This window comes from Myxococcales bacterium (assembly GCA_016703425.1).
Lineage (GTDB): Bacteria > Myxococcota_A > Polyangia > Polyangiales > Polyangiaceae > JADJCA01.
In genome coordinates this window covers 135494-156204 of the sequence record JADJCA010000002.1, presented here as the reverse complement: position 1 = coordinate 156204, position 20711 = coordinate 135494, and the positions used below count along the sequence as shown (strand labels likewise).

The window sequence follows — 20711 nt, the reverse complement described above, 5'->3', positions numbered from 1 at the left end:
GTCTCTCCGTTCTCCGTCGATGTCACTTCGCCGATGGCGGCGACTTGCTGTAGCTGTCCACGCTCCCCATGTTTCCCGAGAAGTCTTCGTAGGTCCCGAGCGCGTTCTTGATGACCTCGAGGGCGGACTTGGGCACCGTTTCGATGACGCTGGGGATGATGAAGACGGCGCCTTCGACGTCTTCCGAGGCCTTCCGCTGACTGCCGAAGAGCACGCCGATGATGGGAATGGCCGCGAGGCCCGGGAGGCCCTCCGATTCCTTTCGCTCCGTCCTCGTGCGGATGCCCGACAAGACGAGGGCCTGCCCGATCTTCAGGTTCACGAGCGTGTTCAAGTGCGTGGTGGTGCGTCCCGGCAGCGAAGCCGCTGAGATCGACGGCACCAGATCGGAGACGTCGGCGTCGAGCTTGATTTCGACCTCTTTGGTGACCGCCTCGAAGCGCGGCAGGACCGTGACGTTCGTGCCGAACTGGAGCCTCACGATTTGCGCGCCCTGAAGGCCCGACGTCGACACGAAGTTTTGTTCGCCGCCGCTGTTGAACGTGGCCTCGACGCCGTTTGACGTGATGACCGTCGACTGCTTGAGGACCTTGGCCCAGCCGTATTTGGAGCCGATGTCGAGCTTGGGGAGCGGTTGATTCACGACCGACGCTTGCGCCGTGGTTGTGGTGTTCGCGATGAGGTCGAAGTCGAGGCGGCTCTGCACGACGCCGGCGCCGCCGATGCTCGACGGCCAGCCGAGGCCGACGGCGTAGCTCGACGTGCGCTCGTATTGAACGAAGAAGAAGTCGAGACGAAGCAGGACTCGCTTGTCGGGGAGGTTGCCGCCGACGGTGACGAGCGACTCGACTTGCCCCTGGAACTTCGCCGCCACCTCGTCGAGTCGCTTCTTCTCGGCCTCCGTGGAGACGCCCCCATCGAGGAAGAAGCGCCCGCCGACGCGGCGCACGCGGACGCCCGCGATGCCGTCGACGAGGGCCGTCAAATCGCGCTCGACGGCCGCGGGGTTTCGAGGCCAAACGCTGACGACGTAGGTGTGATTGCTGCCATCGTTCTTGATGAGCAGGAGCGTCGTCGTGCCGGTCTTGCGCGCGCTGATGACGAACTGCGTGCCGTCGCCGGTCGTCTTGACGTCGATGATGCCGCCCACGGGGTCGGCGAAGTTGCGCACGCCGGCGGCGGAGATCGTCTTCGTGTCTCCGACGGCGAGCGCCAGCTCCTCGACGTGCTCTTCGCGGCTCGAGCCGCCACGCTGCGCGTCGGCGACGACGGCGGGTGCTAGCAGCGCCAGGATCATGAGCCCACGGAAGGCGTAGTGCAGCGGCCGCGTCATCGTTGCTCCTCGAGGCGTGTGGGACCGGTCGGTCTGCGAACGCCTTTGATCTGCTCTCGCTCGATGACGTTGAGGAGCGTGCTCGACGGTAGGTCGGGCTGCGGCGGGCGCGGTTGATCCGTCGGGTTGCGGAGCGCCACCATGAGGCGCCCCTTCTCCGTGGCGAGCGCGAGCAACTGCGCTTCTGACAGCGTGACCGACACGGTGAGCATCGACTCGCGCTCGCTGCGTGCGCGATCGTGCGCCGCCTCCGAACCCTCGGGCGACGTTTCGCTCCCGACGGCGACGACGAGGACGCGCTGGAGGAGCACCGCGGCGCTCTTCTGCTCAGCTTGGCCCGGCTGCGGCAAAACGGCGATCACGTCGACGTAGTTGCCGGGCCTGATGAGCGCCGTGCTGCTCGTGTCGTCGCGCCCGGCGCGGATCGTGACGGCGCGGTTGCCGGGCTGGATGAGCGTTGCCGGGTCGCGGCGCTCGTCGGCGGAGCCGACGAGGTCGGTCCACATGAGAGTCTGCTGCGGCTGAAGCGACACGCCGAGCTTCAGGCCCAGGATCTTTGACTTGTCGGCGGCCCGAATGGCCCGATCTTCCACGTACGCGAGCGGTACGTCGCGGGTGTCGAGCATGTCCTCGGCGAGGGCCTTGCCTCGCTCGATGGGTTTGAGCGCCACCAAGAGCTTGATGCGTTCGCCGCCGGAGGCTTCGCGCTCGAAGCGTTGCTGGTAGAGCAGGAGCAAGAGGCCCCCGAGAGCCGCGACGACGAGGGCGATGAGCAGGGCACGCCGGTTCATGGTGGGCAGCTATTCCGAGGGAGCCGGGGTCAAGGGAGGTCGAGGAAGACGAACTCGGGAAAGGTTAGCTCCTTTCGCTCATTTTTGCGCCCCTTGCGCTCCGAGCTCACCGATCGAGACGAGCGTCGTGGGGCGCGAGTCTCGAGGCCCGCCGGGGCTCTTTCCGTCGGGACCCGCGCTCACGAGGACGTGCAGGTTATCTTTGACGTAGATGCGCTCGGCGGCGCGGCCGCGCGCGGGCTCGGGCGGCGTCACGGCGACCCACTTTGCTTCGTTCATGGCGCGGTCGTAGAAGCGCAGCACCGCCTCCGGTGACGCATCGGTGCCGTAGGCGTAGATCCCATAAGGCGCTCCCACCAGCGAGGCCGAGAGCAGCCGCCTTGACGAAGGTGGTCGCGGCGCTGCCGACGGATCGCTGCCGGCCGCTTCGCCGGCCGTTTGGGCGTCGAGCTTGAAGGTCCCCTCCGTCCACGTCGCCATGACGCGCACGCGGCCATCGTCGGCGGGTTTCGCGAACGCGTAGCGGAGCTGACCTAGGGCGCCCAGATCGCGCTCCTTCGAGAACCGCGCTAGCGCGGCCTCGAAGGTGACGCCGGCCGTGCTCCCGCCAACGAAGCAGAAGACGACACCCTCGCCTCGCTCGCTCCGCCTGACGACGTCGAGGCGCGGCAACCGGCTCACGGCTGCTTCGGTCTTTCGATCGTGCGCCACCTTCCGCCAGGCCTCCGCGAGCGGGCTGCCGGCGGCCGCGCACTGCGCCTCGAAGCGATCGAGCACGTCTTCGACGGAGCCGTCGACGATGGCGCTCGACACGAAGAGGTCCTGGCCATTGATGCGAAGTGAGGTCTTGTCGGTCTCGAGGGCGAGGAGCGGAAGGACCTGGCGCCCGAGCGCCATCGCAGCTCGTGCCGCGTCGGCGCGCGCGGCTCGCAGGCCGAAGGCCAGGAGTCCAAAGGCGATGAGCGCCACGACAACTCCGGCCCGCATCAGCGCGGCCATGCGACCAAGCCAACGCCTCATTGGCTCATGCCCCACTTGGTCCACGAGCTGAGGCCGCCGGCGATGGGCCGCTCGTTGCAATAGACGTACGAGTCGGCGGCCTTGAGCTTCTTTTCCCACGGGCCATACGCGGTGCGCCAACGGACGGTGCTGCTCTTCGACGCGCTCGCCGTGCCGTGATCGAAGCTGAGGGCCTTGCCCGTTCCGTCGCCTTTCTTCGAGGCTGTGTCGCCCAGCGACGTTCCGCCGGCGCCCGTCTCCATGCTCTTGGCGCTGCCCGTCTCGCCTTTGGTGCAGCCGTGGGAGGCCGCGTCGAAGGCCGCCTCGCGCGCCTCCGCGCGATTTTCGATCTTGGCCTTGTAGGCGCGGTGAAAGAAGACGTTGAGGCCCAGAAACACCACGAGCAGCGGCAAGACGAGCGCCGCTTCGACGGCGACGGCGCCGCGTTCGCTGCGCGCGTTTCGTCGCGCAATCCGTCGCGTTCTAGCGTTGTCTCGGGGGCGCATGGGGATGGTGCTTGGTTTTAGTGAAAATACCCTGGCAAACGGAGGTTCTTGAGGTCGTCGGGCATGGCGCCCTTGATCTGATCTTTGGCCTGACCCGTGAGCTCGGCGCCGTATTCGTTGGCGTAACCCTTCGCCATGTCCTTCAACTGCCCTTCGATGGCTGGCGCCGTGAAGAACGACTGAAGCTGGTTCGAGAGGCTCGCGCCCATGTCGGCCATGTCGGTGACGCCGGAGATGGCCTCGTCGAGCTCAGGTATGCCGAGCGCTTGCCCCGCAAGACTCGCGGCGCCCGTGGCGAGGAGCGACACCGCTTGCGCCGCGAGCGCGCCTCCGGCGACCGGCGAGCGCATCCTTCGGAGGCGGACCTTCCACGCGGGCATGTACATGGCGCCGTCCTTCTCGTTGCACGCCGACGATTTCCAGGTGCTGTTGCAGTCGAAGAAGAACTCCGCTTGCGACAGGTAGATCATCGACTTTGGGCCACGCACGGTGACGCGCCTCTTGGTCGCGGCCAGAGCGCCGACGGCCTTCTCAGACTTGTTCGTGTCCTTCAACTTGGCGCCGAGGATGAAGCCGTAGACCTGCATGTAGTCGCTGCCGTTTTGGGCCTTCTCGACGACGACCTTGGGGCCGTCTTTGTCCCAGAAGTCGTCGCCGCAATAGCGCGCCGTGCCGGCCTCTTCGGCGGCTTTCCCGACGGCCGAGGTGACGGCGCCGAAGCCCCGCGAGAAGTCGTTGCCGGAGTTCTTTTCGACGTGTTTGCCGAGCTTCACGCTGCCGAAGATCTGCTCGCACAAGGCCTTGGCCTTCTTCGCCGTGACCGGCAGGCCGAGCCGCTTGTCTTGGTTCTCCTGCGCGCCGCCCTCGCTCCCTCCCATGCCGCTAATCGCGGGCGCGTTCGAGAGGCCTAACGTCGAGGCGTTGAACTGCTTGTCGTACTTCTTGCCGACGCGATTCGCGGCGAAGGAGGCGGCCCACGGCGCGCCTCGGGCGACCAGCGTCTGGAGTCGGTCGCCCGTCTCGATGGTCGTCCGGAGGATGCCGTTCTTGTAGTTCTCGGCCGTCTCGTGCGTGGTGTCGCGGGCCGTCTCGAGCGCGCTCGGCACGGCGCCATAGGTCCCCGCCGAACAGGGGGCGAAGGCCTCCGTGGTGCAGGCGATGAGGGCGACGCCGAAGAGGTCGGAGATGATGGCGAGGATCAGGTAGATGGTCGTCACGCCGATCATGATGAGGTTCACGGCGGCGATGAAATTCATGCTTCGCGCGTGCACCACGGCCGACGAAAACGACGCGGCGTCGACCGCCTCTTGGACGTTCTCCCGGAACGCGATGGCGTCACCGATGCCGATCATGAACCAAAGCGAGCCGGTGAGCGCGAGCGCGGCGAAGACGCCGATAATCACGACAGCGCCGCGTTGGTCGGCGGCCAGCGGCGCCGGCTCGGGGTCCTTGCTTTGCGTCGCCACTTCGCTCATCGGCTGCACACGTCGAAGGGGGAGTTGGGGTCGCAGACGGACTTGGCCGGGGCGCCGGCGAGGTCGCCGACGGGCGTCTGCGAGCTGGTGCCCGAGCCCATGCGGTAGCGCGCGCCTTGCAGCGGGAACCGCGCCGTGGCCTTGAGGTTGATCGACTTGTCGGAGCCACACGTCAGCCTCGCCGCCATGGCCACGCCGCAGTGAAACTTGCCCGTGAGCTTGGCCGTCACGAGCCCGTTCGGATCGCTGGTGGAGGCGGCGCTAGAGACCGACACGTCCACGTTGCGGATCGCCGTCTGCCAAGCGCCGAGGGCGAGGCGGGCCACGGTCTTCACGTCGTCTTCGCTGCCGTTCTCTCCGGGATTGAGTGACGGCTCGACGATGACGGCCGCCGCGCGAGCCGCCACCGTGGCGGCGTGCTGGAAGACGAGGTTCGCCATGTAGAGCTTGCCGACCTGGAGGAAGCAGAAGAAGCAAAGGAACACCGGGACCATCACCAGCACGAACTCGACGGCCGCCGCGCCGCGGGCGTCCTTGCAGAGCTCGGCTTGGTGCGGGGGGGCGTTCGCGTCGGGGATCATTGCCGCAGTTCCTCGAGGTGCATCGCGATGGTGACGAGGAGGCCGACGAAGAACGCAGGCCCCATCCGAATCCAGGTCATGGCCTCCGGGTCGAGGGCCACGCGGCGCTCTTTGGGAAGAATTGGGTTGAGCAGCAAGAACAAGGAGCTCTTCAGGGTTCGGAGGAGTTTGCCCTCGTAAGCGAGGCGGACTGGCGCGGCGAGCGCTGCCACGAGAAAGCCGTAGAAGACGACCTCGATGCCGATGACCGGCTTCAGAATCGCGCCCAAGGCGGCGCAGAGCTTCACGTCGCCGCCACGCGCGCCCCCCTTCACGAAGAGCAAGTAGGGAACGACGCCGCAGGCGAGGATGCCAAGCAAGGACATGCCGAGCGAGAGGCCCGCGTCGGCGGCGCTCCGGCCGTGCATCAGCGCGCGCGCGGCGTGCAGCAGCGGCGCGGCGGCCAGCGCGCCGAGCGTCAGTACGTTGGGGATTTCCCCTTTGCGCGCGTCAGTGAATGCCGCCGCGGCGCAGAGCAGGAAGGCGAAGGCGAAGAAGAATTGCATCGCCGGCCTAAGGCGCCGAGCGCGATTGTGAATCACGCGCGACGGCCTGCTCCGCGTCCCACGCACCGACGCCGTACGAGCGCGCCGCTACTCGAGCTGCGACGCGGCGCTGTTGGCCTTCTCGGAGACCTTGTTGCCCAACGTCTTGAAGGCGCCAGCCACGATGATCAGGATAGCGACGAGCATCAGCGCGTACTCGACGGCTGTCGCGCCCCCGCGATCTCGGAGCAAACTTCGCTTCGCCTTTTTCATGTGCTTCGCCTCTCGATTCAGGAGTCGCTTCGGGTTCGTTGGCCCTGGCGGCAGTGGTTTCACTCGCGGGCTCGCTCAAGGAACCGGGAGCAGGATGAGGTCCCGGGCGAGCCGATACTCGTCGAGCATGATGACGCCGGCTGCAGCAAGGGCTGCTGCGACCGGTAGGGCAACGAAGATCAGAATCATTGTGTACTCTACAGCCACCGCCCCACCGGCATCGCGAACGAGCCGGTCTTGCGAGGGGTGAGCCACAGGCCCTTCCGTCCATGTTGCGTGCCATCGAAAGTTTCCGACTTCCTCTCCCCCCACACGCACATCTCCGCGAATTGTCTCTGCGTCGCGTCCCCACATGGATCGCCGAGCGTCCACGGACGCTCTTCCCCGATCCAGCTTGTTTGTGGCGGCATCCGCCTAGTACTAGAGCCTCGTTGGTCTGGCCGCGACGAAGCGGGCCACAGGCTTGGGGCGCTCCACGTCGAAGCGCACGTCGAAGCGTTGCACCTCGTCGGCCACCGACGAGACGAGGAAGCTGGCCTTCGGGTTCTGCGGCCGATGCTTCGGAAACTGCGACGTGTCGAGTCCCAGCTCGAACTGATCGCCCGGGTGCATGCGCAAGAGAACGTGCGCCACGCCGCTCGCGTCGGTCCGTCCTACGGGGCGACCCAGGTACGTCACCGGCATGCCGCCGCCGGACTCGGCGCGAATGGCCACAACGACCTGCCGAATCGCTGGCGTGCAGGAGGCTGCATACTCCGGTAGTCGTTGCGACTCGCTGCCCTTCTTGAGGCGCACCGAGAGGGCCTTTCGTGGCGACTCGTAGCCCGCGGGGCAGCGCACGGTGACGTCGACGGAGTCGCCCTCGTTGCCGCGCAACGTCACGTTGGCGATGCCCGCTAGGTCGGAAGCCCCAAGCTCCTTCTGATTGCGCAAAACTGCCGCGCCCGAGACGACCTTGCCCGGGTCGCCGTGGACCACCACGCGAATCGGGTATTCGCCGACGCGTGGCCCGTCATCGCAGCCCACGGCGGCGAGTCCGCCGAGGACGAGCGCGGCCCCGCGGAGCGTCGTCGCCGCCGCGTGGAGCCAAGGTCGATGACGGGGGCGCGCGTTCAAGGGGCTACTCGAGCTGCGACGCCGCTGAGTTGGCCTTCTCGGAGACCTTGTTGCCCAGCGTCTTGAACGCGCCGGCCACGATGATGAGGATCGCGACGAGCATGAGGGCGTACTCAACAGCGGTGGCGCCGCCCTTATCGCGTAGGAGGCTTTTCTTCGTAGAGGCGGGGGGCGGGCATGACAGGCGAGAGGTCATGGGGACCGCTGGTGCACGCCGTGGTCCATCTCGAGAACCTACATTTCGCCCTATTTGCGCAGGTCGTAGCCCTCGGGATACTGCACCCTGGGGCACGAGCGATCCGCCGCAAGGCGTTGATTCGATGGGAGCTGGTCGGTGGTCTGGGCCCCGCCGCTGGTCGGTTGAGAGACCAGGCGCGCGTCGCTCACTGGGGCTGAGGTTCGCCGAATTGCCGCCCGGCTTTGCCCGCGCTCAGCCTCCGCTCGCGTGCCCCAAGAGCTCCGTCAGGGCGCTCGCGTTTTTGTAGAGATCGTTGTGGTGGCCCCCGTCGATCTTCACGAAGCGGCCCTTGGGAAAGGCCCGAGCCAGGCGCTCGCCGAGCTCCATCGGAATGACGTCGTCGCGATCGCCGTGAACGATCAACGCCGGGGCCTCGACGTGGGGAGCCTTGGCGAGGTTGTCGAAGCGATCGAGCATCACAAGCGACGCCGGCAAGACAGGCATGATGCGCGACGCGAGCTCCACCGTCGACGTGAACGGTGCGACCAAGACGAGCCGCGAGCCGTGGCCCCGCTTGGCCATCTCCACGGCGACGCCGCCGCCGAGCGATTGCCCCCAAAGGACGGTTTGCTCGCGGGGGATGCCCTCTTTGACGAGCGCGTCGAGGACCGCTTCGGCGTCCCGGTAGAGGCCGTCCTCCGTCGGCGTGCCGGGCCGCGAGCGGCCATAGCCGCGGTATTCGGGGACCACGACGGAGAGGCCTCGCTTGAGCAGCAGGCGCGCCAGTGCACCGCTCGATTCTGCCGTTTCGGCGTTGCCATGAAAGACGACGACCGTCCGCGCCCGCGTTCGCGCGGCGTTCGGCGCTTCGTAACGAATTGCGTGGACGGCGACACCGTCGCTCGCCTGAGCCTTGAGGATCGTCGCGCCCTCCGCGAGCGCCAGCAGCGAGGGTTCCTCCGGCGGCTGGTAGAGGACACGCCGATGCAGCGACCGCGCCGCGATCACGATGAGGACGTAGACGAACGCGAGCATCACGCTGTGCTTGGCGACCCAAACGCCTCGCCGCTGCCAACGCTCGCGCGCGGTGAGCGGCCTCTCTTCGAGCTCCTCCGACATGGCCCGCGGGAAGTGTAGCGGCCCCGCGGGAACTTCGTGACGCCTTGTGGCGCCTGCGCGCACCTCCGTGAGGCCCCGCCGGCTAGCCACCAGGAGCTTCGCCGCGATCCGCAGAGCGATGCGTTCGTTGGGGTCGACCCGGCGATGCGCTGGGTTTACGCTGGCGCGATGGAACGCGAGGAGCTGCTCGCCCGAATCAGCATCGACCCGAGCGTGTGTTTCGGGCGGCCGTGCATTCGTGGACGCCGCGTCTGGGTCTCTCAGGTGTTGGAGCTCCTGTCGACGGGCGCCGAGATCGAGGAGGTCCTCGAGGAGTTCGACCTGACGGAGGACGACGTGCGCGCCGCTGTCGCGTACGCGGCTGAGATGGCTCGCTTCGTCGAGTTGCCGCTCGATGACGGCGGTGAGACGAGAGGGGTAGGGTCGTGAGGTTCGCACTCGACGAAAACCTCGGGCGGCGTGCGGCCCGCGTGCTCCGCGCCGCAGGTCACGATGTGATGCTCCTCGCGGAGGAGGGGCTTCGAGGGGCGGGAGACGCGAAGGTCATCGAGGCCACCGGCGCCGCCGATCGAGTGCTCGTGACGCTCGACTTCGACTTCGCCAACCCCGTCCGCTTCGCCCCACGTACGCACGGCGGCATCGTGGTCATCGTCTTGCCGTCGCCTCCCACCCTCGACGACGTGGAGGCGGCGATGGCGACGTTCGTCCGTGGGCTCGCCGTCGCCACCCCCAAAGACGCCATCTGGATGGTCCGCTTCGACCGCATCCGCCTCTTCGAGGAGCCGGCCCCCGAATCGGCGCGTGCGTTTAGCTGAGAGCTTCCCAGCGCGCTGGCCTACTTAGGCGGGGACGGCGGCTTCTTCTCTTCTTGGACGCACGAGGCGAGGTCAAAGAAGAGAAATACGAGGGCCTTCTCGGCGGCGGTTAGCTCTTTCGGGCACGTGCCCGGGAAGCCGTTGTCGGGGAGCGTGGTGCCGGGGAAGCCGCCGAGCGTGGCTTCGGCGATGTGCATGTCCCCGAAGACGGCCTTGCCGCACTGCTTGTCGGCCGGCTCGCCAACGGGCGCGTTGAAGCTCAGGTACTTCGTGCTCTCGGGCGTGGTGACGCCGCCGGGCAACACGAACTTGTTGTGAATCCAGCGCGTGCCGAGGGTCGCGTTGACCCCGAGCACATCGCTCTTCGGCTGATTGAGGGGGACCTCACCGAGGGTCTTTGACGCGTCGACGTTGACGAGCCACTGGGCGAGCGCTTGCCCCTTCGGGAAGCTCTGGTCGACCACGAAGGGCGGCTGAACGCCGTCGAAGCCTGCGCCGCCGTATTGGGCGGGCGAGGGCAGGCCGACCCACTCGGCGACGTTCTTCAGCGCGCCCACGGGGCTATTTTGGAACCACGTGTAGTGGTAGTGCGACGCGAAGACGCGTCCGCCGAGCTTCAAGTAGTCGTAGAGCGCGGTCTTGGCGGTGTCGGGTTTTTGCTCGTTGTGCTCGTCGCACTCGCACGACATCACGACCATGTCGTACTTCTTGAGCGAGTCGACGTCCTTCCATAGGTTGGTGGCTGGCTGCGTTCCCGTCGGGGCCGGCGCCGGCTTCCCCGTGCACGTCACACCGGCGTCGGTGTTGCAGGTGTCTCCGGCGCCTTGAAAGAGGTTGAGGCGGCCCGCGCCCCCCACGGCTGAGTATTCAGCGGCGTCGAGGCCGAGCTTCGGCAGGAGGCACGCGAGCGGATCGCAGACGCCAGTGGTCACGGCGATCTTCGGGATGTGCCCTTCGGCTTTGTTCTTCGGGAGGCGCGTGAGGTTCGCGTCGGTGAGCGGATTGTCCACGCACTTCTCCACGGCCGGGAGCGTGATCTGCCTTCGCCACTTGCCGACTTGGATGACCAGCGGGATGTTGGCGCCCACCGGCACGTTTTTCAGCACGAACTTCCCGCTCGTGTCGGTCAGCGTTGAGACCACCGGCGAGCCGGACACGTTGCCGCATCGATCGCACGACGGACCTTCGGGGATCGGATCGAGGGGCGCGTTGGGCACGTAGACGACGACGTTGTAGAGCGGCAAGGTTCCGTTCGGCGCGAAGACCGTGCCCGATACAGTGGTCGGCGGTGCTGCGCCACAAGACACGATGTTGTACTCGAGGTCCACGCAGGTGCCGGGCAATTGTCCACCGTCGCGGAAGTCGGGCGGCGCCACCGTCGCGTCGCCGGCGTCGTCGCCGATGCCCGCGGTCGTGCCGAAGGTTGAGCTGGAGCTACCGCATCCCGGGCTCGCGGCTACCGCGACGCCGGACACAAACGCCAACGAAAGAACACGAGCCACCAAGGTCTGATTTAGCAATCGCCCTCACTTTGTCGGCGGCTCACACCCTTGGGGCGGGCTCGCGCTCAGAGATCTCACTCTACCAAATCCCTCCTTCGTAGGCCCAACGCGCCGGCGCCGCGCTCCTCCTTCAGGCGGCCAATGTGAGCGGAGCGACCACGTTTGCTTCGCCGCGGGGAGATGTTGCTTTCCTCCACCCCGAGGCCCGTGAAATCCTTGCCGATCAAGATGCTCGACTGGATGAAAGGCGCCCTCGGGCGCAAGGCTTCCCCGCTGCAACGATTGCTGGAGCGGTCTTTCAAGGACGACGCGGAGAAGCGCGAGCTCCTCGAGGCGCTTGCTTCGGACACGGGCGTCAAGCCCGTCGAGCTCATGCCGCTCTTGACCGGCGATGACAGCGCCATCGAACAGCGCGTGGCGACGATGTTCGTCACGCGAGCGGACGCCGGCGCGTGGGCGGCGTTGCTCGCGACGGCCGTCGACCAGTCGGACGCGCGCGGCGCCGCCTTGCGAACGCTTGGTCGTGGCAAAAGTGAGGTCTTGCGCGAGCCCGTGGAGCGACTGCTCAAGGAGCCGCAAGCCGAGCGAAAGCGCGCGTGCTGGGAGGTCGTCATGGCGCTCCCCGCCGAGATCAGCGACAGCTACGCCGAGCGTGCGCTCGTCGAGGGGCCGCCGCCGGCGCGCCTCGCCGCGCTGCAGCGGCTCTTGAAGAACCGGGCCATCGAGGACATCCGCGGAAAAGTCACCGAGGCAGCGTCCGACCGCGAAGTGCGCGTGCGGCGTGTGGCCGTCGAGGCGCTCGCGAAGCTCGAGGGCAACGACGTCTTCGAGGTGTTGCTCGACCGGCTTGGTCTCGATGACGACGCCGAGATTCGCAAGATCGCCGGCAATTACCTCCAAAAATACGTCGTCTCGGCGCCGCGAGAGATGCGCCCCGCGATCTTGGGGCGCCTCCTCTTGGCGAGCGACGAGAAGGTTCAGGGGGCGCTCCTCAAGGCGCTTTTCGCGACGGGGCAGGTGAGCGAGCTCCTCCTCGAGGTCCTCACGTTCTGCAAAGGCGTGCTCGGTGAGCCGCACACAAGGGTCATGAAGGCGCTCGCGGAGCTCGGCGATCCGGTCCTCGAAGCAGGCATGCGCCTCTTGGGCAACGAGGACCCGGACATCCGCGTCCAGTGCCTGCTCCTCGTGGAGAACTTCAAGGGCCCACGCACCGTCGGCATCGTCGTGAAGCTGCTTCAGGACGCCGATTGGTGGGTTCGCATCATGGCCTGCGAGACCTTGGGGCGCGTGAAAGATCCCCGTTCGCTGCCTTACCTCGACAAGATGCTCCCCGATCCGGACTGCAAGTGGGCTGCCATCGACGCCATCGGAGCTATCGGGGGCGAGAGCGCCTTCGCGACGGTCCTCTCGCTTCTGAAGGACCCGTCGCAAGAGGTCCGCAGCGCTGCCGTCAACGCCGCCAAGAACCTCACCGACCCGCGCATCGTGGGGTACCTCGAAGACGTCGCAAAAACCGACGCCGCGCCGGAGGTGCGCCTTCGCGCCGTCGAGGCGGTGCGCGAGGTCAAGGGCGGCGGCGCCGCCATGGGCACCGTCTCCAGCAGTCAGCTCACGCGGCCCATCGACAAGCTCTTGGCCTACGCCCGCGAGGCTGGCGCGTCGGACCTCCACATCACGCCGGGCGAGCCTCCCGTGGTGCGCCTCAACGGCGTCTTGACGCGCATCAAGTCCAGCGTCCTGTCGGCTGCGCACGTCACGGCTCTCCTCGAGGAGGTGCTCGACTCGGTCAGAAAGCCGGTCCTCGAGCGCGTGGGCAACGTGGATTTCTGCTACTCGCTCCCGGGTGTGGGCCGCTATCGCGCCAACGTCTTTCGACAAGCGCGCGGCGTGAGCGCCGCCTTCCGCGTCATCCCGAACATGGCGCCGACGCTCTCGGAGCTAGGCCTCCCGAAGACCGCCGAAGAGCTGAGCACGTACCACCAGGGCGTCGTGCTCGTCACGGGGCCCGCCGGCGCTGGCAAGTCGACGACGCTGACGTCGCTCATCAACCTGCTCAACGAGACGCGCTCAACGCACGTGCTGTCGCTCGAAGACCCTATCGAGTTCCTGCACTCGTCGAAGCGCGCGCTGGTCAATCAGCGCGAGATCGGCCGCGACTCGAAGAGCTTTGCCTCGGCCATGCGAGGTGCGCTCCGCGAAGATCCCGATGTCATCGTCGTCGGCGATCTCCGCGACCCCGAGACCATTCGTCTCGCGCTCTTGGCTGCCGAGACGGGCCACCTTGTCATCGGCACGATGCAAACGACGGGCGCCGTCGGCACCCTCGACAAACTCGTGGAGGCGTTCCCTGCCGACGAGCAGCACCAGGTGCGCATCGGACTCGCTGGGAGCCTCAAGCTGATCATCTCGCAACAGCTCGCGCCGCGCGCCGATGGCAAGTCGCGCGTGGCGATCTTCGAGGTGCTCAAGGTGACGCCGGGCGTGCGCGCGATGATTCGCGAAGGCAAGACGTTCCAGATTCCGAACGCGATGCAGATCGGTCGTCAGCAAGGCATGCTCACGCTCGACGCCGCGCTCGAGGAGCTCCTCGCGGCTGGCACCCTTTCGCTCGAGACGGCCCACGCGCTCGCCGACAAGAAAGACACCTTCGAGAAGAAGGCTCGCGCCGAGGCGGCGCCGAAAGCGCCCGGCTCCGATCCCAACGCGGCGACAACGGGCGCGACGAAGGAGTCGCCCAACCCCTCCGGCGCCGATCTCTCGGCCGCGGCCGCGCAAGCCAACGCGACGCCCGCTGCCGCACCGAGGGCTGGCGTTCAAGCCGCTGGCGCCGCCGCCCCCAAGGCCGCAGCGCAAGCGGCGCCCGCGACCGCCGCAAAGCCCGCTGCCGCGGCGGCGACAGCGGGCGCAGCGGCGGCAAAGGCCGCGGCCCCGGCAGCGACGCCCGCCGCCAAGGGCGCCGCCCCACCCGGCACGAAGCCGAAAGGAGGTGGCGCATGACCACCAAGGCCACGAACGTCGACACGCGCATCGCGCGCTTCTTCGGTCTCATGCGCGACTGGAACTCCAGCGACATGCACCTCTCCGTGGGCCGTCCGCCGATGTTCCGCGTCAACGGAAAGCTCGACGCGATCCGCTATCGCGCCCTCACCGACGGCGACTTCCGCACGCTCGTCGAGCCCATCACGCCGCCGCACCTCTGGAAGCAATACGTCGAGACCGGCGACGTGGACTTCGCCTTTGAGATGCCGGGCATCTCGCGCTTCCGCGTGAATCTCTTCCGTCAGGAGCGCGGCATGGGCGGCGTCTTCCGAAACCTCGCGGCGTCGCTGGTCACGCTAAAGAAGCTGAATCTCCCTGAGTCCATCGAGAAGATCGTCGAGTTCAAGCAGGGGTTGGTGCTCGTGACGGGGCCGACGGGTTCAGGAAAGTCGACGTCCCTCGCGGCCATCATCAACGAGATCAACCAGCGGCGGCCCTGCCACATCATCACCATCGAAGATCCCATCGAGTTCGTTCACGCGAACAAGGCGGCGCTGGTGTCGCAGCGAGAGATCGGGGCCCACGCGGAGTCCTTCGCGGCGGCCTTGCGCGCGGCCCTGCGCGAGAACCCCGACATCGTGCTCGTCGGCGAGATGCGCGACCTTGAGACCGTGTCGATGGCGCTCACGGCAGCCGAGACGGGCATCTTGGTCTTTGGCACGCTCCACACCAACTCGGCGGCCAAGACCGTCGACCGCCTCGTGGGCGTCTTCCCCACGGAGCGTCAGCCGGGCGTGCGCAACACGCTCTCGGCCACGCTAAAGGCCGTCGTGGCGCAGCAGCTCCTGCCGAAGAAGGCCGGCGGCCGCATCGCCGCCATCGAGATCCTCTTCGGCACGAGCGGCCTCTCGGCCATGATCCGCGAGGGCAAGACGCACCAGATCCCCGGCGTCATCGCGCAAGGGAAGGGCCTCGGCATGATCGGAATGGACGAGACGCTGCAGCGCTTCGTCGAGCAAGAGATCGTGTCCTGGGAGGACGCGCTCGAGAAGGCCGTCGACAAGGACGCCTTCCGCGAATGGCTCAACGCGAAGGGCGTCGCGGCGGAGGACTGAGGGGTCAGGCGCGGGGGGCCCAGTCGCGGGGCCAGTCGCGGGGCCAGTCTCGAGGGGCGGGTGCGCGTTGACCCAGGGTCAACGCGGACCTCGTCATGACGGGCCAGCCGTGTGCGGCCAGCGGCCACCGCGCGTGAGAGGCGCGGGGAGGCTGCCACAAAAATTTCCGAAATCGCTTCTGGTCGCCCGACTGACCGGTCGGGTTGCCCTATGGACTGTGGTGCGGCTCGCGCGCGTGCGTCGCGGCCCGTCTGCTCACCCCGCATCCCCGGAGGTTCCGTTGCACAGACTCCTCGCCCGTCAGCTCTCGCGTGCTGGCATCGATCCTAAGGAAAACTTGCGGCCTGAATGGGCGGCGCTGCTCAAGCTCGTGGACGCGTCCTACGCCGCCGCCGATCTCGACCGCGCCACCATGACGCGCTCGCTCGAGCTGACCTCCGCCGACCTGCTCGAGAGCAACCGCACCCTTCGACACGACCTTGCCGAGAAGCGCCGCGCCGAGGCGGAGCTCTCGCGGATCATCGAGATGCTGCCGCAAGCGGTCTTCCTCGTGCGAGATGGCACGATCGTCTACGCGAACCCGACGGCGGTCCGACTGCTCGCCTGCGACGCGGCGAGCGACCTCGTAGGCCGGCGCATGGTGGAGCTCGTCGCGACGGAGTGCACCGTGGACGACTTGCTTTGGGGCGCGCCGGCGCGCGAGTACCACTTGGTGGCGCGCCGTGGCCCGTTTGTCGTCGTCGAGCGGGACCTCGTCGACGACGTGTCGTTTCAAGGGCAAGCCGTCAGCCTCGTCGTCTACACCGACGTCACCGAGAAGCGGAAGCTCGAGGGTCGCGTGCAGATCGCCGATCGCATGGCGGCTCTAGGGACGCTCGCCGCCGGCGTGGCTCACGAGATCAACAACCCCCTCTGTTACGTCCTCACGAACCTCGAATTCGCCACGGCGACGCTCGCCGAGCACGGTCGTCGCGACGCCCTCGGCGAGTGCATCGAGGCGCTCAGCGACGCGTCGGTGGGTGCGCGCCGCGTCGAGCGGATCGTGGCCGCACTCAAGACATTTTCGCGACCCGACGATGAGAAGCGTCGGCACCTGTCACTCAACGGTGTCCTGGAGACGGCGATGGATTTGTCCACGGCCATCACTCGGCATCGCGCCGGTCTCGTAAGGCAGCTTCGGCCGCTGCCCTCGGCCTTTGGCAACGAAGGGCGACTCGTCCAGGTCTTCGTGAACCTGCTCAACAACGCGGCCGACGCGGTTGGCGACAAGAACGGCACCATCGTGGTGCGGAGCTTCGAGCGCTCCGAGTTTGTCGGAGCCGAGATCTCCGACAACGGCGCCGGGATCCCTGAGCACCTTCTGTCGCAGATCTTCGAGCCGTTCTTCACCACCAAAGCCGCCTCGGGCGGCACCGGCCTCGGCCTCAGCATCTGTCACGGCATCATGACGTCGCTCGGGGGCAAGCTCGAGGTGGAGAGCACGGTCGGTCTTGGGACGACGTTTCGTGTCTTGGTTCCGCGCGGCGGTGAAGCCACACCGGAGGAGGCGCCGCCCAGCTCCGGCGTGGCTCGCCGAGCGCGGGTCCTCGTTGTTGATGACGAGCCGGCCATTGGGCAGTCCTTGCGACGCGCGCTCGTCGAGCACGACGTCGTCAGCGTCGAGAGTGCGCCCTCCGCGTTGCGTGAGCTTCGCCGCACTGGCTACGACGTCATTGTCTGCGATCTCATGATGCCGGGCGCCGGCGGCGACGCGCTCTTTGCGGCGGTCTTGCGGCGCGAACCGGAGCTCGCGAAGCGCTTCATCTTCGTGACCGCCGGAGCGGTCACCAGCAAGTCGCGAGCCTTCATCGAGGAGGTTCGCCAGCCGATCCTCATGAAGCCGTTCACGATGGAGAAGGTGCGCGGCGTCATTGACGCGATGCTCACCGCGGGCTGACTACTTCGGCGGAGGGATCGTCGGCGCTGCTTGCGTGGCGCAGCCGAAGGCCACGTCGAGCTGGCCCTTGTCGCTGGCCTTCGCGCGGGTGCACGCGTCGGGGCAGAGGAGCACGCGCGTCGCGTTGGCTTCGTCGTCGTAGTACCAACCGCCGCCGTTGGGCGCGAGGGCGCAGTTCTGAACGCTCTTCACGTACACCAACGACTCGGCCGCTTGGCCGTTGTTGGGCGTGAACTGCACGTTGACCTTGCCGTAGTCGATCTTGCCGGTCGTGGGCGGCGGGATCACGTAGTCGCAAGAGATGGCCTTCTTGCGGACGTTGTTGAGGGCGTCCATGAATTGGGCCTCGACGCCTGCCTGCGTGTCGACGAAGACCGCCGCTTGAGTCCCGCCGGCGGCCGCGATCTGGTTCAGCCCCGTCAGCTCATCGCCGACGCCGATGACGAAGGTGCGGACCGGCGGCGAGCCATTGGCGGCCTCTTGCGCGATCTTGATCATGCCCGCGAGGTCGTTAACCACCCCGCCGTCGGCCACGGTCTGGCACGTGTTGTCGGGCAAGCCGTCGCTCGCGAGCACGATGACCGTGGTGCGTTGCGGGTGGTCCTTCTGCCATTGGGTCGCGTATTCCACGGCGCCGAGCAGGGCTGGCACCATCGGCGACTCGCCGAACGGCTCGTTGTTGCCGAGCGAGCTGGCGATGGCCGGCGCGGGCGCCGGTAACGTGCCGATGGCGACATCGGGCGCCGCGTAGGCGGAGACGCGGCACAAGGCCTGGAGCGGGAAGTACTGCACGCCCATGCCCATGCCCCAGAACCGCTTGTCGTAGACCACGTTGGTCACCGCGTTCACGACGGCAGCCCACCGGTTCTGCGTGGTCATCGACGTCGAGCGGTCGAGCATCACGTACATGTCGATGTCGGAGACGCTCGCTTTCGACGACGTGGCCGCGCAGCTCGACGGCCCGTCAGCGTTGACCGCGGCATCCTCGTCGGGCCGCGAGATCTGAACGTCTCCGTTGACCTCGCCGTCGCCCGGCCCCGCGTCCTTTTTGCGCGAGACCGGGTCGTCGTTGCCTGCGGTGTCGCCGCTGCAGGCGGCGAGCGTCGCGGCACCCAAGGAAGCCACAATCCCAACCCAGCGAAGTGTTCGCATCGTCCTCTCGAACTCGGAGTGTAGAAGATGGTCGCGCTAACGAGCCGCCTCAGCAGGGGCAGATCATCGTGCCGCCGCAGCCGTCGGAGACGGTGCCGCACTTGTTCCCGCAGGTGCCCGGGTTGGGGGTGAGCTTGGTGCAGCCGCACTCACCGTCCTTGCCGCCGCCACCGCAGTAGTTCGGCGCCGTGCAGCCGCATTGGAGGATCCCGCCGCAACCGTCGGCCACGGAGCCGCACTTGCCGGGGAAGTCGCTGCAAGCCTTCTTCTGGCAGCAGGTGAAGCCGCCGCCCTCTTTCGGCCGGCAGGTGTCCGTGGAGTTGCTGCAGCCGCAGTTGATGACGCCGCCGCACTGGTTGCTGAAGGAGCCGCACACAGTCCCTCCGAACTGCGTGCTGATCTGCGCGCAGGTCGTCGGGTTGCAGCAGGAGAGACTGTTGGGGTTGCAGGTCTCGCCGGAGCCGCAGTTGCCATTGCACTGGATGAGGCCGCCGCAGCCGTTCGACTGGAGACCGCACTTGCCCGGGTAGTCGGCGCACGTCTTCGCCGCGCAGCACGTGTTCTGGGTGGACGCGTTGCAAGTCTCGCCGGAGTTGCAGTTGCCGGCGCAGTTGATGGTGCCGCCGCAGCCGTTCGACTGCGCGCCGCACTTGCCCGGGTAGTCGGCGCAGGTCTTCGGCGCGCAGCAAGCGTTGGTGTTGGGGTTGCACGTCTCGCCGGAGTTGCAGTTGCCGGGGCAGTTGAGCTGTCCGCCGCACCCGTCAGAGACGGGACCGCACTTGCCAGGGTAGTCCGCCGCGCAGCTCTTCTTGGTGCAACACGTGCTGTTCAGGGTGCTGCAGACCTGACCAGCGGAGCAGCCGATGCCGCCACCGCTGCCGCACTTGAGGGTGCCGCCACAGCCGTCAGGGAACGAGCCGCAGTTCGCGTTGTAGAACGCGCAGTCCTTCGGGGTGCAGCCGCAGACGTTGGCGGTGCCGCCGCCGCCGCAGAAGAGGTTCGGGCCGCAGTTGCACTGCACGAGCCCGCCGCATCCGTTGTCGAACTGGCCGCACTGACCCGGGTAGTCGGCCGCGCATGACTTCGGCGTGCAGCAGGCGCCGCCGTTGCAGGTCTGGGACACGGCGCAGTTGGCGCACGTTGCTTGCCCACCGCAGCCGTCGTCGAAGACGCCGCATGCGGTGCCGCCGGGCTGGCCGGCCAGGATCTGCGAGCAGCTCTTCGGCGTGCACGGCGTGCCGCACGTGTTGTTGGCGTTGCACTGCTGACCCGTCGGGCACGTGCCGCAGAAGACCTTGCTCCCGCAGGCCGTGGTCACCTCGCCGCACTGGACCCCGGCTTGCGCGCACTCGGGTGCGGTCTCGAGGGGCCCGCACTTGTTCGGCACGCCCGCGGCGCCGCAGCCGTTGCCCGCCGCGCAGACGCCGCCGCAGGTGGCGAGATCGATGAGCCCGCCGCAGTTGTCGCTAACAATGCCGCATTCGAGGCCGCTGGCCTTCGCCGTGGCGCAGGAGCGCGGGACACATGCCTTGCACGAGTGCGTGAGCGCATCGCACGCTTGACCGGGCGCGCACGCCCCGCAGTTGATCTTCGTCCCGCAGCCGTTGTCGACCTCACCGCAACCGACGCCAAGGTCGAGGCAGTCGAGCGGTTGACACGTCTGGCACTGACGCGTGTTGAGGTTGCACGTTTGGCCGACGGGGCACGAGCCGCACTCTTGCGCTTCGCCGCAGTCGTTGAGCACGGTGCCGCAGTCGGCGCCGAGGTCTTCGCAGGTCTTGCGAGGAACGCGGCAGGCTCGCGTCAATGCGTCGCAGACCGTGCCGACCGGGCAGCCACCGCAGAAGTACGTTGCGCCGCAGCCGTCGGGCGCGGGACCGCAGCTGCCTGCGCACGCCTTCGAACGTGGCACCGGCACGCAAGCGCCGCCGTCGCTCGATCCGTCGCCATTGCCCGCCGAGCCATCGCCGCCGTTGCCAGTGGAGCCGTCGCCGCCGTTGCCGGTGGAGCCATCGCCACCGTTGCCGGTGGAGCCGTCGCCACTGTTGCCGGTGGAGCCGTCGCCGCCGTTGCCGGTGGAGCCGTCGCCACCGTTGCCGTTCGCGCCGTCGCCCTTGCCGCCGCTTCCGTCCTGGTCACCGCCGTTGCCGGCGCCGCCGCCGTCGGCGTTTCCTGACGTTCCGTCATCGAGGAACTTCGCGGCGTTGTCGCTCCCGCAGCCCGCGAAGATCGCGGTACCAAGGGTGACCACCAGGGCCGCACCAAACAACCGATTCGGACGCGCAACACTGCTCGAACGCACGCGGGCCTCCCGTCA

At 67.6% G+C, this 20711-nt stretch carries 19 protein-coding genes; 5 read left to right on the top strand and 14 right to left on the bottom strand.

Translation table 11 applies throughout. The annotated features are described in order from the left end of the window. Nucleotides 1-22 precede the first annotated feature (22 nt). The 11 genes from IPG50_06940 to IPG50_06890 form a co-directional block, all read right to left on the bottom strand. Nucleotides 23-1333, bottom strand: a complete 1311-nt coding sequence (locus IPG50_06940) for a hypothetical protein (GenBank protein MBK6691927.1) — start codon at nucleotides 1331-1333, stop codon at nucleotides 23-25. After that, nucleotides 1330-2124, bottom strand: a complete 795-nt coding sequence (gene cpaB / locus IPG50_06935) for a Flp pilus assembly protein CpaB (GenBank protein MBK6691926.1) — start codon at nucleotides 2122-2124, stop codon at nucleotides 1330-1332. The genes IPG50_06940 and cpaB overlap by 4 nt, the downstream gene beginning before the upstream one ends. A gap of 78 nt (nucleotides 2125-2202) precedes the next feature. Continuing rightward, nucleotides 2203-3144 (bottom strand): hypothetical protein, encoded by a 942-nt coding sequence (locus IPG50_06930; protein ID MBK6691925.1) that lies wholly within the window; start codon nucleotides 3142-3144, stop codon nucleotides 2203-2205. Next, nucleotides 3141-3629 carry a pilus assembly protein gene (locus IPG50_06925; GenBank protein MBK6691924.1) on the bottom strand — a complete coding sequence of 163 codons (489 nt, stop codon included), beginning with the start codon at nucleotides 3627-3629 and terminating at the stop codon, nucleotides 3141-3143. The genes IPG50_06930 and IPG50_06925 overlap by 4 nt, the downstream gene beginning before the upstream one ends. 17 nt (nucleotides 3630-3646) lie before the next feature. Continuing rightward, nucleotides 3647-5104 carry a hypothetical protein gene (locus IPG50_06920; GenBank protein MBK6691923.1) on the bottom strand — a complete coding sequence of 486 codons (1458 nt, stop codon included), beginning with the start codon at nucleotides 5102-5104 and terminating at the stop codon, nucleotides 3647-3649. Beyond that, nucleotides 5101-5685, bottom strand: coding sequence for a pilus assembly protein (locus tag IPG50_06915; protein MBK6691922.1), 585 nt, complete (start codon nucleotides 5683-5685; stop codon nucleotides 5101-5103). Before IPG50_06915 ends, IPG50_06920 begins: the two co-directional genes overlap by 4 nt. After that, nucleotides 5682-6230, bottom strand: a complete 549-nt coding sequence (locus IPG50_06910; GenBank protein MBK6691921.1) for a prepilin peptidase — start codon at nucleotides 6228-6230, stop codon at nucleotides 5682-5684. The genes IPG50_06915 and IPG50_06910 overlap by 4 nt, the downstream gene beginning before the upstream one ends. Nucleotides 6231-6317: 87 nt before the next feature. Beyond that, nucleotides 6318-6482, bottom strand: coding sequence for a Flp family type IVb pilin (locus tag IPG50_06905; GenBank protein ID MBK6691920.1), 165 nt, complete (start codon nucleotides 6480-6482; stop codon nucleotides 6318-6320). A 420-nt stretch (nucleotides 6483-6902) separates the two neighbouring features. Beyond that, the gene (locus IPG50_06900) at nucleotides 6903-7598 is read right to left on the bottom strand and encodes a hypothetical protein (protein ID MBK6691919.1); all 696 of its coding nucleotides are present in this window, start codon (nucleotides 7596-7598) and stop codon (nucleotides 6903-6905) included. A gap of 4 nt (nucleotides 7599-7602) precedes the next feature. Further along, nucleotides 7603-7794, bottom strand: a complete 192-nt coding sequence (locus tag IPG50_06895; GenBank protein MBK6691918.1) for a Flp family type IVb pilin — start codon at nucleotides 7792-7794, stop codon at nucleotides 7603-7605. Between the two features lie 234 nt (nucleotides 7795-8028). Next, on the bottom strand, nucleotides 8029-8895 hold the full coding sequence (locus IPG50_06890) for an alpha/beta fold hydrolase (protein MBK6691917.1): 867 nt from the start codon (nucleotides 8893-8895) through the stop codon (nucleotides 8029-8031). A gap of 168 nt (nucleotides 8896-9063) precedes the next feature. On the opposite strand from IPG50_06890, the gene IPG50_06885 reads away from it, so the two are divergent. After that, nucleotides 9064-9324 carry a DUF433 domain-containing protein gene (locus tag IPG50_06885; protein ID MBK6691916.1) on the top strand — a complete coding sequence of 87 codons (261 nt, stop codon included), beginning with the start codon at nucleotides 9064-9066 and terminating at the stop codon, nucleotides 9322-9324. Beyond that, nucleotides 9321-9710: a DUF5615 family PIN-like protein gene (locus IPG50_06880; protein MBK6691915.1), complete on the top strand. Its 390-nt coding sequence runs from the start codon at nucleotides 9321-9323 to the stop codon at nucleotides 9708-9710. The genes IPG50_06885 and IPG50_06880 overlap by 4 nt, the downstream gene beginning before the upstream one ends. A 20-nt stretch (nucleotides 9711-9730) precedes the next feature. On the opposite strand, the gene IPG50_06875 is transcribed toward IPG50_06880, so the two are convergent. After that, entirely contained in the window at nucleotides 9731-11212 is a 1482-nt protein-coding gene (locus IPG50_06875) for a carboxypeptidase regulatory-like domain-containing protein (protein MBK6691914.1), read from the bottom strand. 207 nt (nucleotides 11213-11419) lie between these two features. Between IPG50_06875 and IPG50_06870 the strand changes: the two genes are divergently transcribed. From IPG50_06870 to IPG50_06860, 3 genes are all read left to right on the top strand, one after another. Next, on the top strand, nucleotides 11420-14209 hold the full coding sequence (locus tag IPG50_06870) for a PilT/PilU family type 4a pilus ATPase (protein ID MBK6691913.1): 2790 nt from the start codon (nucleotides 11420-11422) through the stop codon (nucleotides 14207-14209). Between the two features lie 50 nt (nucleotides 14210-14259). Continuing rightward, entirely contained in the window at nucleotides 14260-15306 is a 1047-nt protein-coding gene (locus tag IPG50_06865) for a PilT/PilU family type 4a pilus ATPase (protein ID MBK6691912.1), read from the top strand. Between the two features lie 280 nt (nucleotides 15307-15586). Then, on the top strand, nucleotides 15587-17242 hold the full coding sequence (locus tag IPG50_06860) for a response regulator (GenBank protein MBK6691911.1): 1656 nt from the start codon (nucleotides 15587-15589) through the stop codon (nucleotides 17240-17242). Here IPG50_06860 and IPG50_06855 read toward each other — a convergent pair whose 3' ends face one another. Beyond that, nucleotides 17243-18394, bottom strand: coding sequence for a hypothetical protein (locus IPG50_06855; protein MBK6691910.1), 1152 nt, complete (start codon nucleotides 18392-18394; stop codon nucleotides 17243-17245). A gap of 49 nt (nucleotides 18395-18443) precedes the next feature. Further along, complete coding sequence (locus IPG50_06850; GenBank protein MBK6691909.1) at nucleotides 18444-20696, bottom strand: hypothetical protein; 2253 nt, start codon at nucleotides 20694-20696, stop codon at nucleotides 18444-18446. Between the last annotated feature and the right edge of the window lie 15 nt (nucleotides 20697-20711).

Coding starts and splice junctions, on each gene's coding strand:
- IPG50_06940 (MBK6691927.1), bottom strand. CDS start 1,333: ATGACGCGGCCGCTGCACTACGCCTTCCGTGGGCTCATGATCCTGGCG.
- cpaB (MBK6691926.1), bottom strand. CDS start 2,124: ATGAACCGGCGTGCCCTGCTCATCGCCCTCGTCGTCGCGGCTCTCGGG.
- IPG50_06930 (MBK6691925.1), bottom strand. CDS start 3,144: ATGAGGCGTTGGCTTGGTCGCATGGCCGCGCTGATGCGGGCCGGAGTT.
- IPG50_06925 (MBK6691924.1), bottom strand. CDS start 3,629: ATGCGCCCCCGAGACAACGCTAGAACGCGACGGATTGCGCGACGAAAC.
- IPG50_06920 (MBK6691923.1), bottom strand. CDS start 5,104: ATGAGCGAAGTGGCGACGCAAAGCAAGGACCCCGAGCCGGCGCCGCTG.
- IPG50_06915 (MBK6691922.1), bottom strand. CDS start 5,685: ATGATCCCCGACGCGAACGCCCCCCCGCACCAAGCCGAGCTCTGCAAG.
- IPG50_06910 (MBK6691921.1), bottom strand. CDS start 6,230: ATGCAATTCTTCTTCGCCTTCGCCTTCCTGCTCTGCGCCGCGGCGGCA.
- IPG50_06905 (MBK6691920.1), bottom strand. CDS start 6,482: ATGAAAAAGGCGAAGCGAAGTTTGCTCCGAGATCGCGGGGGCGCGACA.
- IPG50_06895 (MBK6691918.1), bottom strand. CDS start 7,794: ATGACCTCTCGCCTGTCATGCCCGCCCCCCGCCTCTACGAAGAAAAGC.
- IPG50_06890 (MBK6691917.1), bottom strand. CDS start 8,895: ATGTCGGAGGAGCTCGAAGAGAGGCCGCTCACCGCGCGCGAGCGTTGG.
- IPG50_06885 (MBK6691916.1), top strand. CDS start 9,064: ATGGAACGCGAGGAGCTGCTCGCCCGAATCAGCATCGACCCGAGCGTG.
- IPG50_06865 (MBK6691912.1), top strand. CDS start 14,260: ATGCGCGACTGGAACTCCAGCGACATGCACCTCTCCGTGGGCCGTCCG.
- IPG50_06855 (MBK6691910.1), bottom strand. CDS start 18,394: ATGCGAACACTTCGCTGGGTTGGGATTGTGGCTTCCTTGGGTGCCGCG.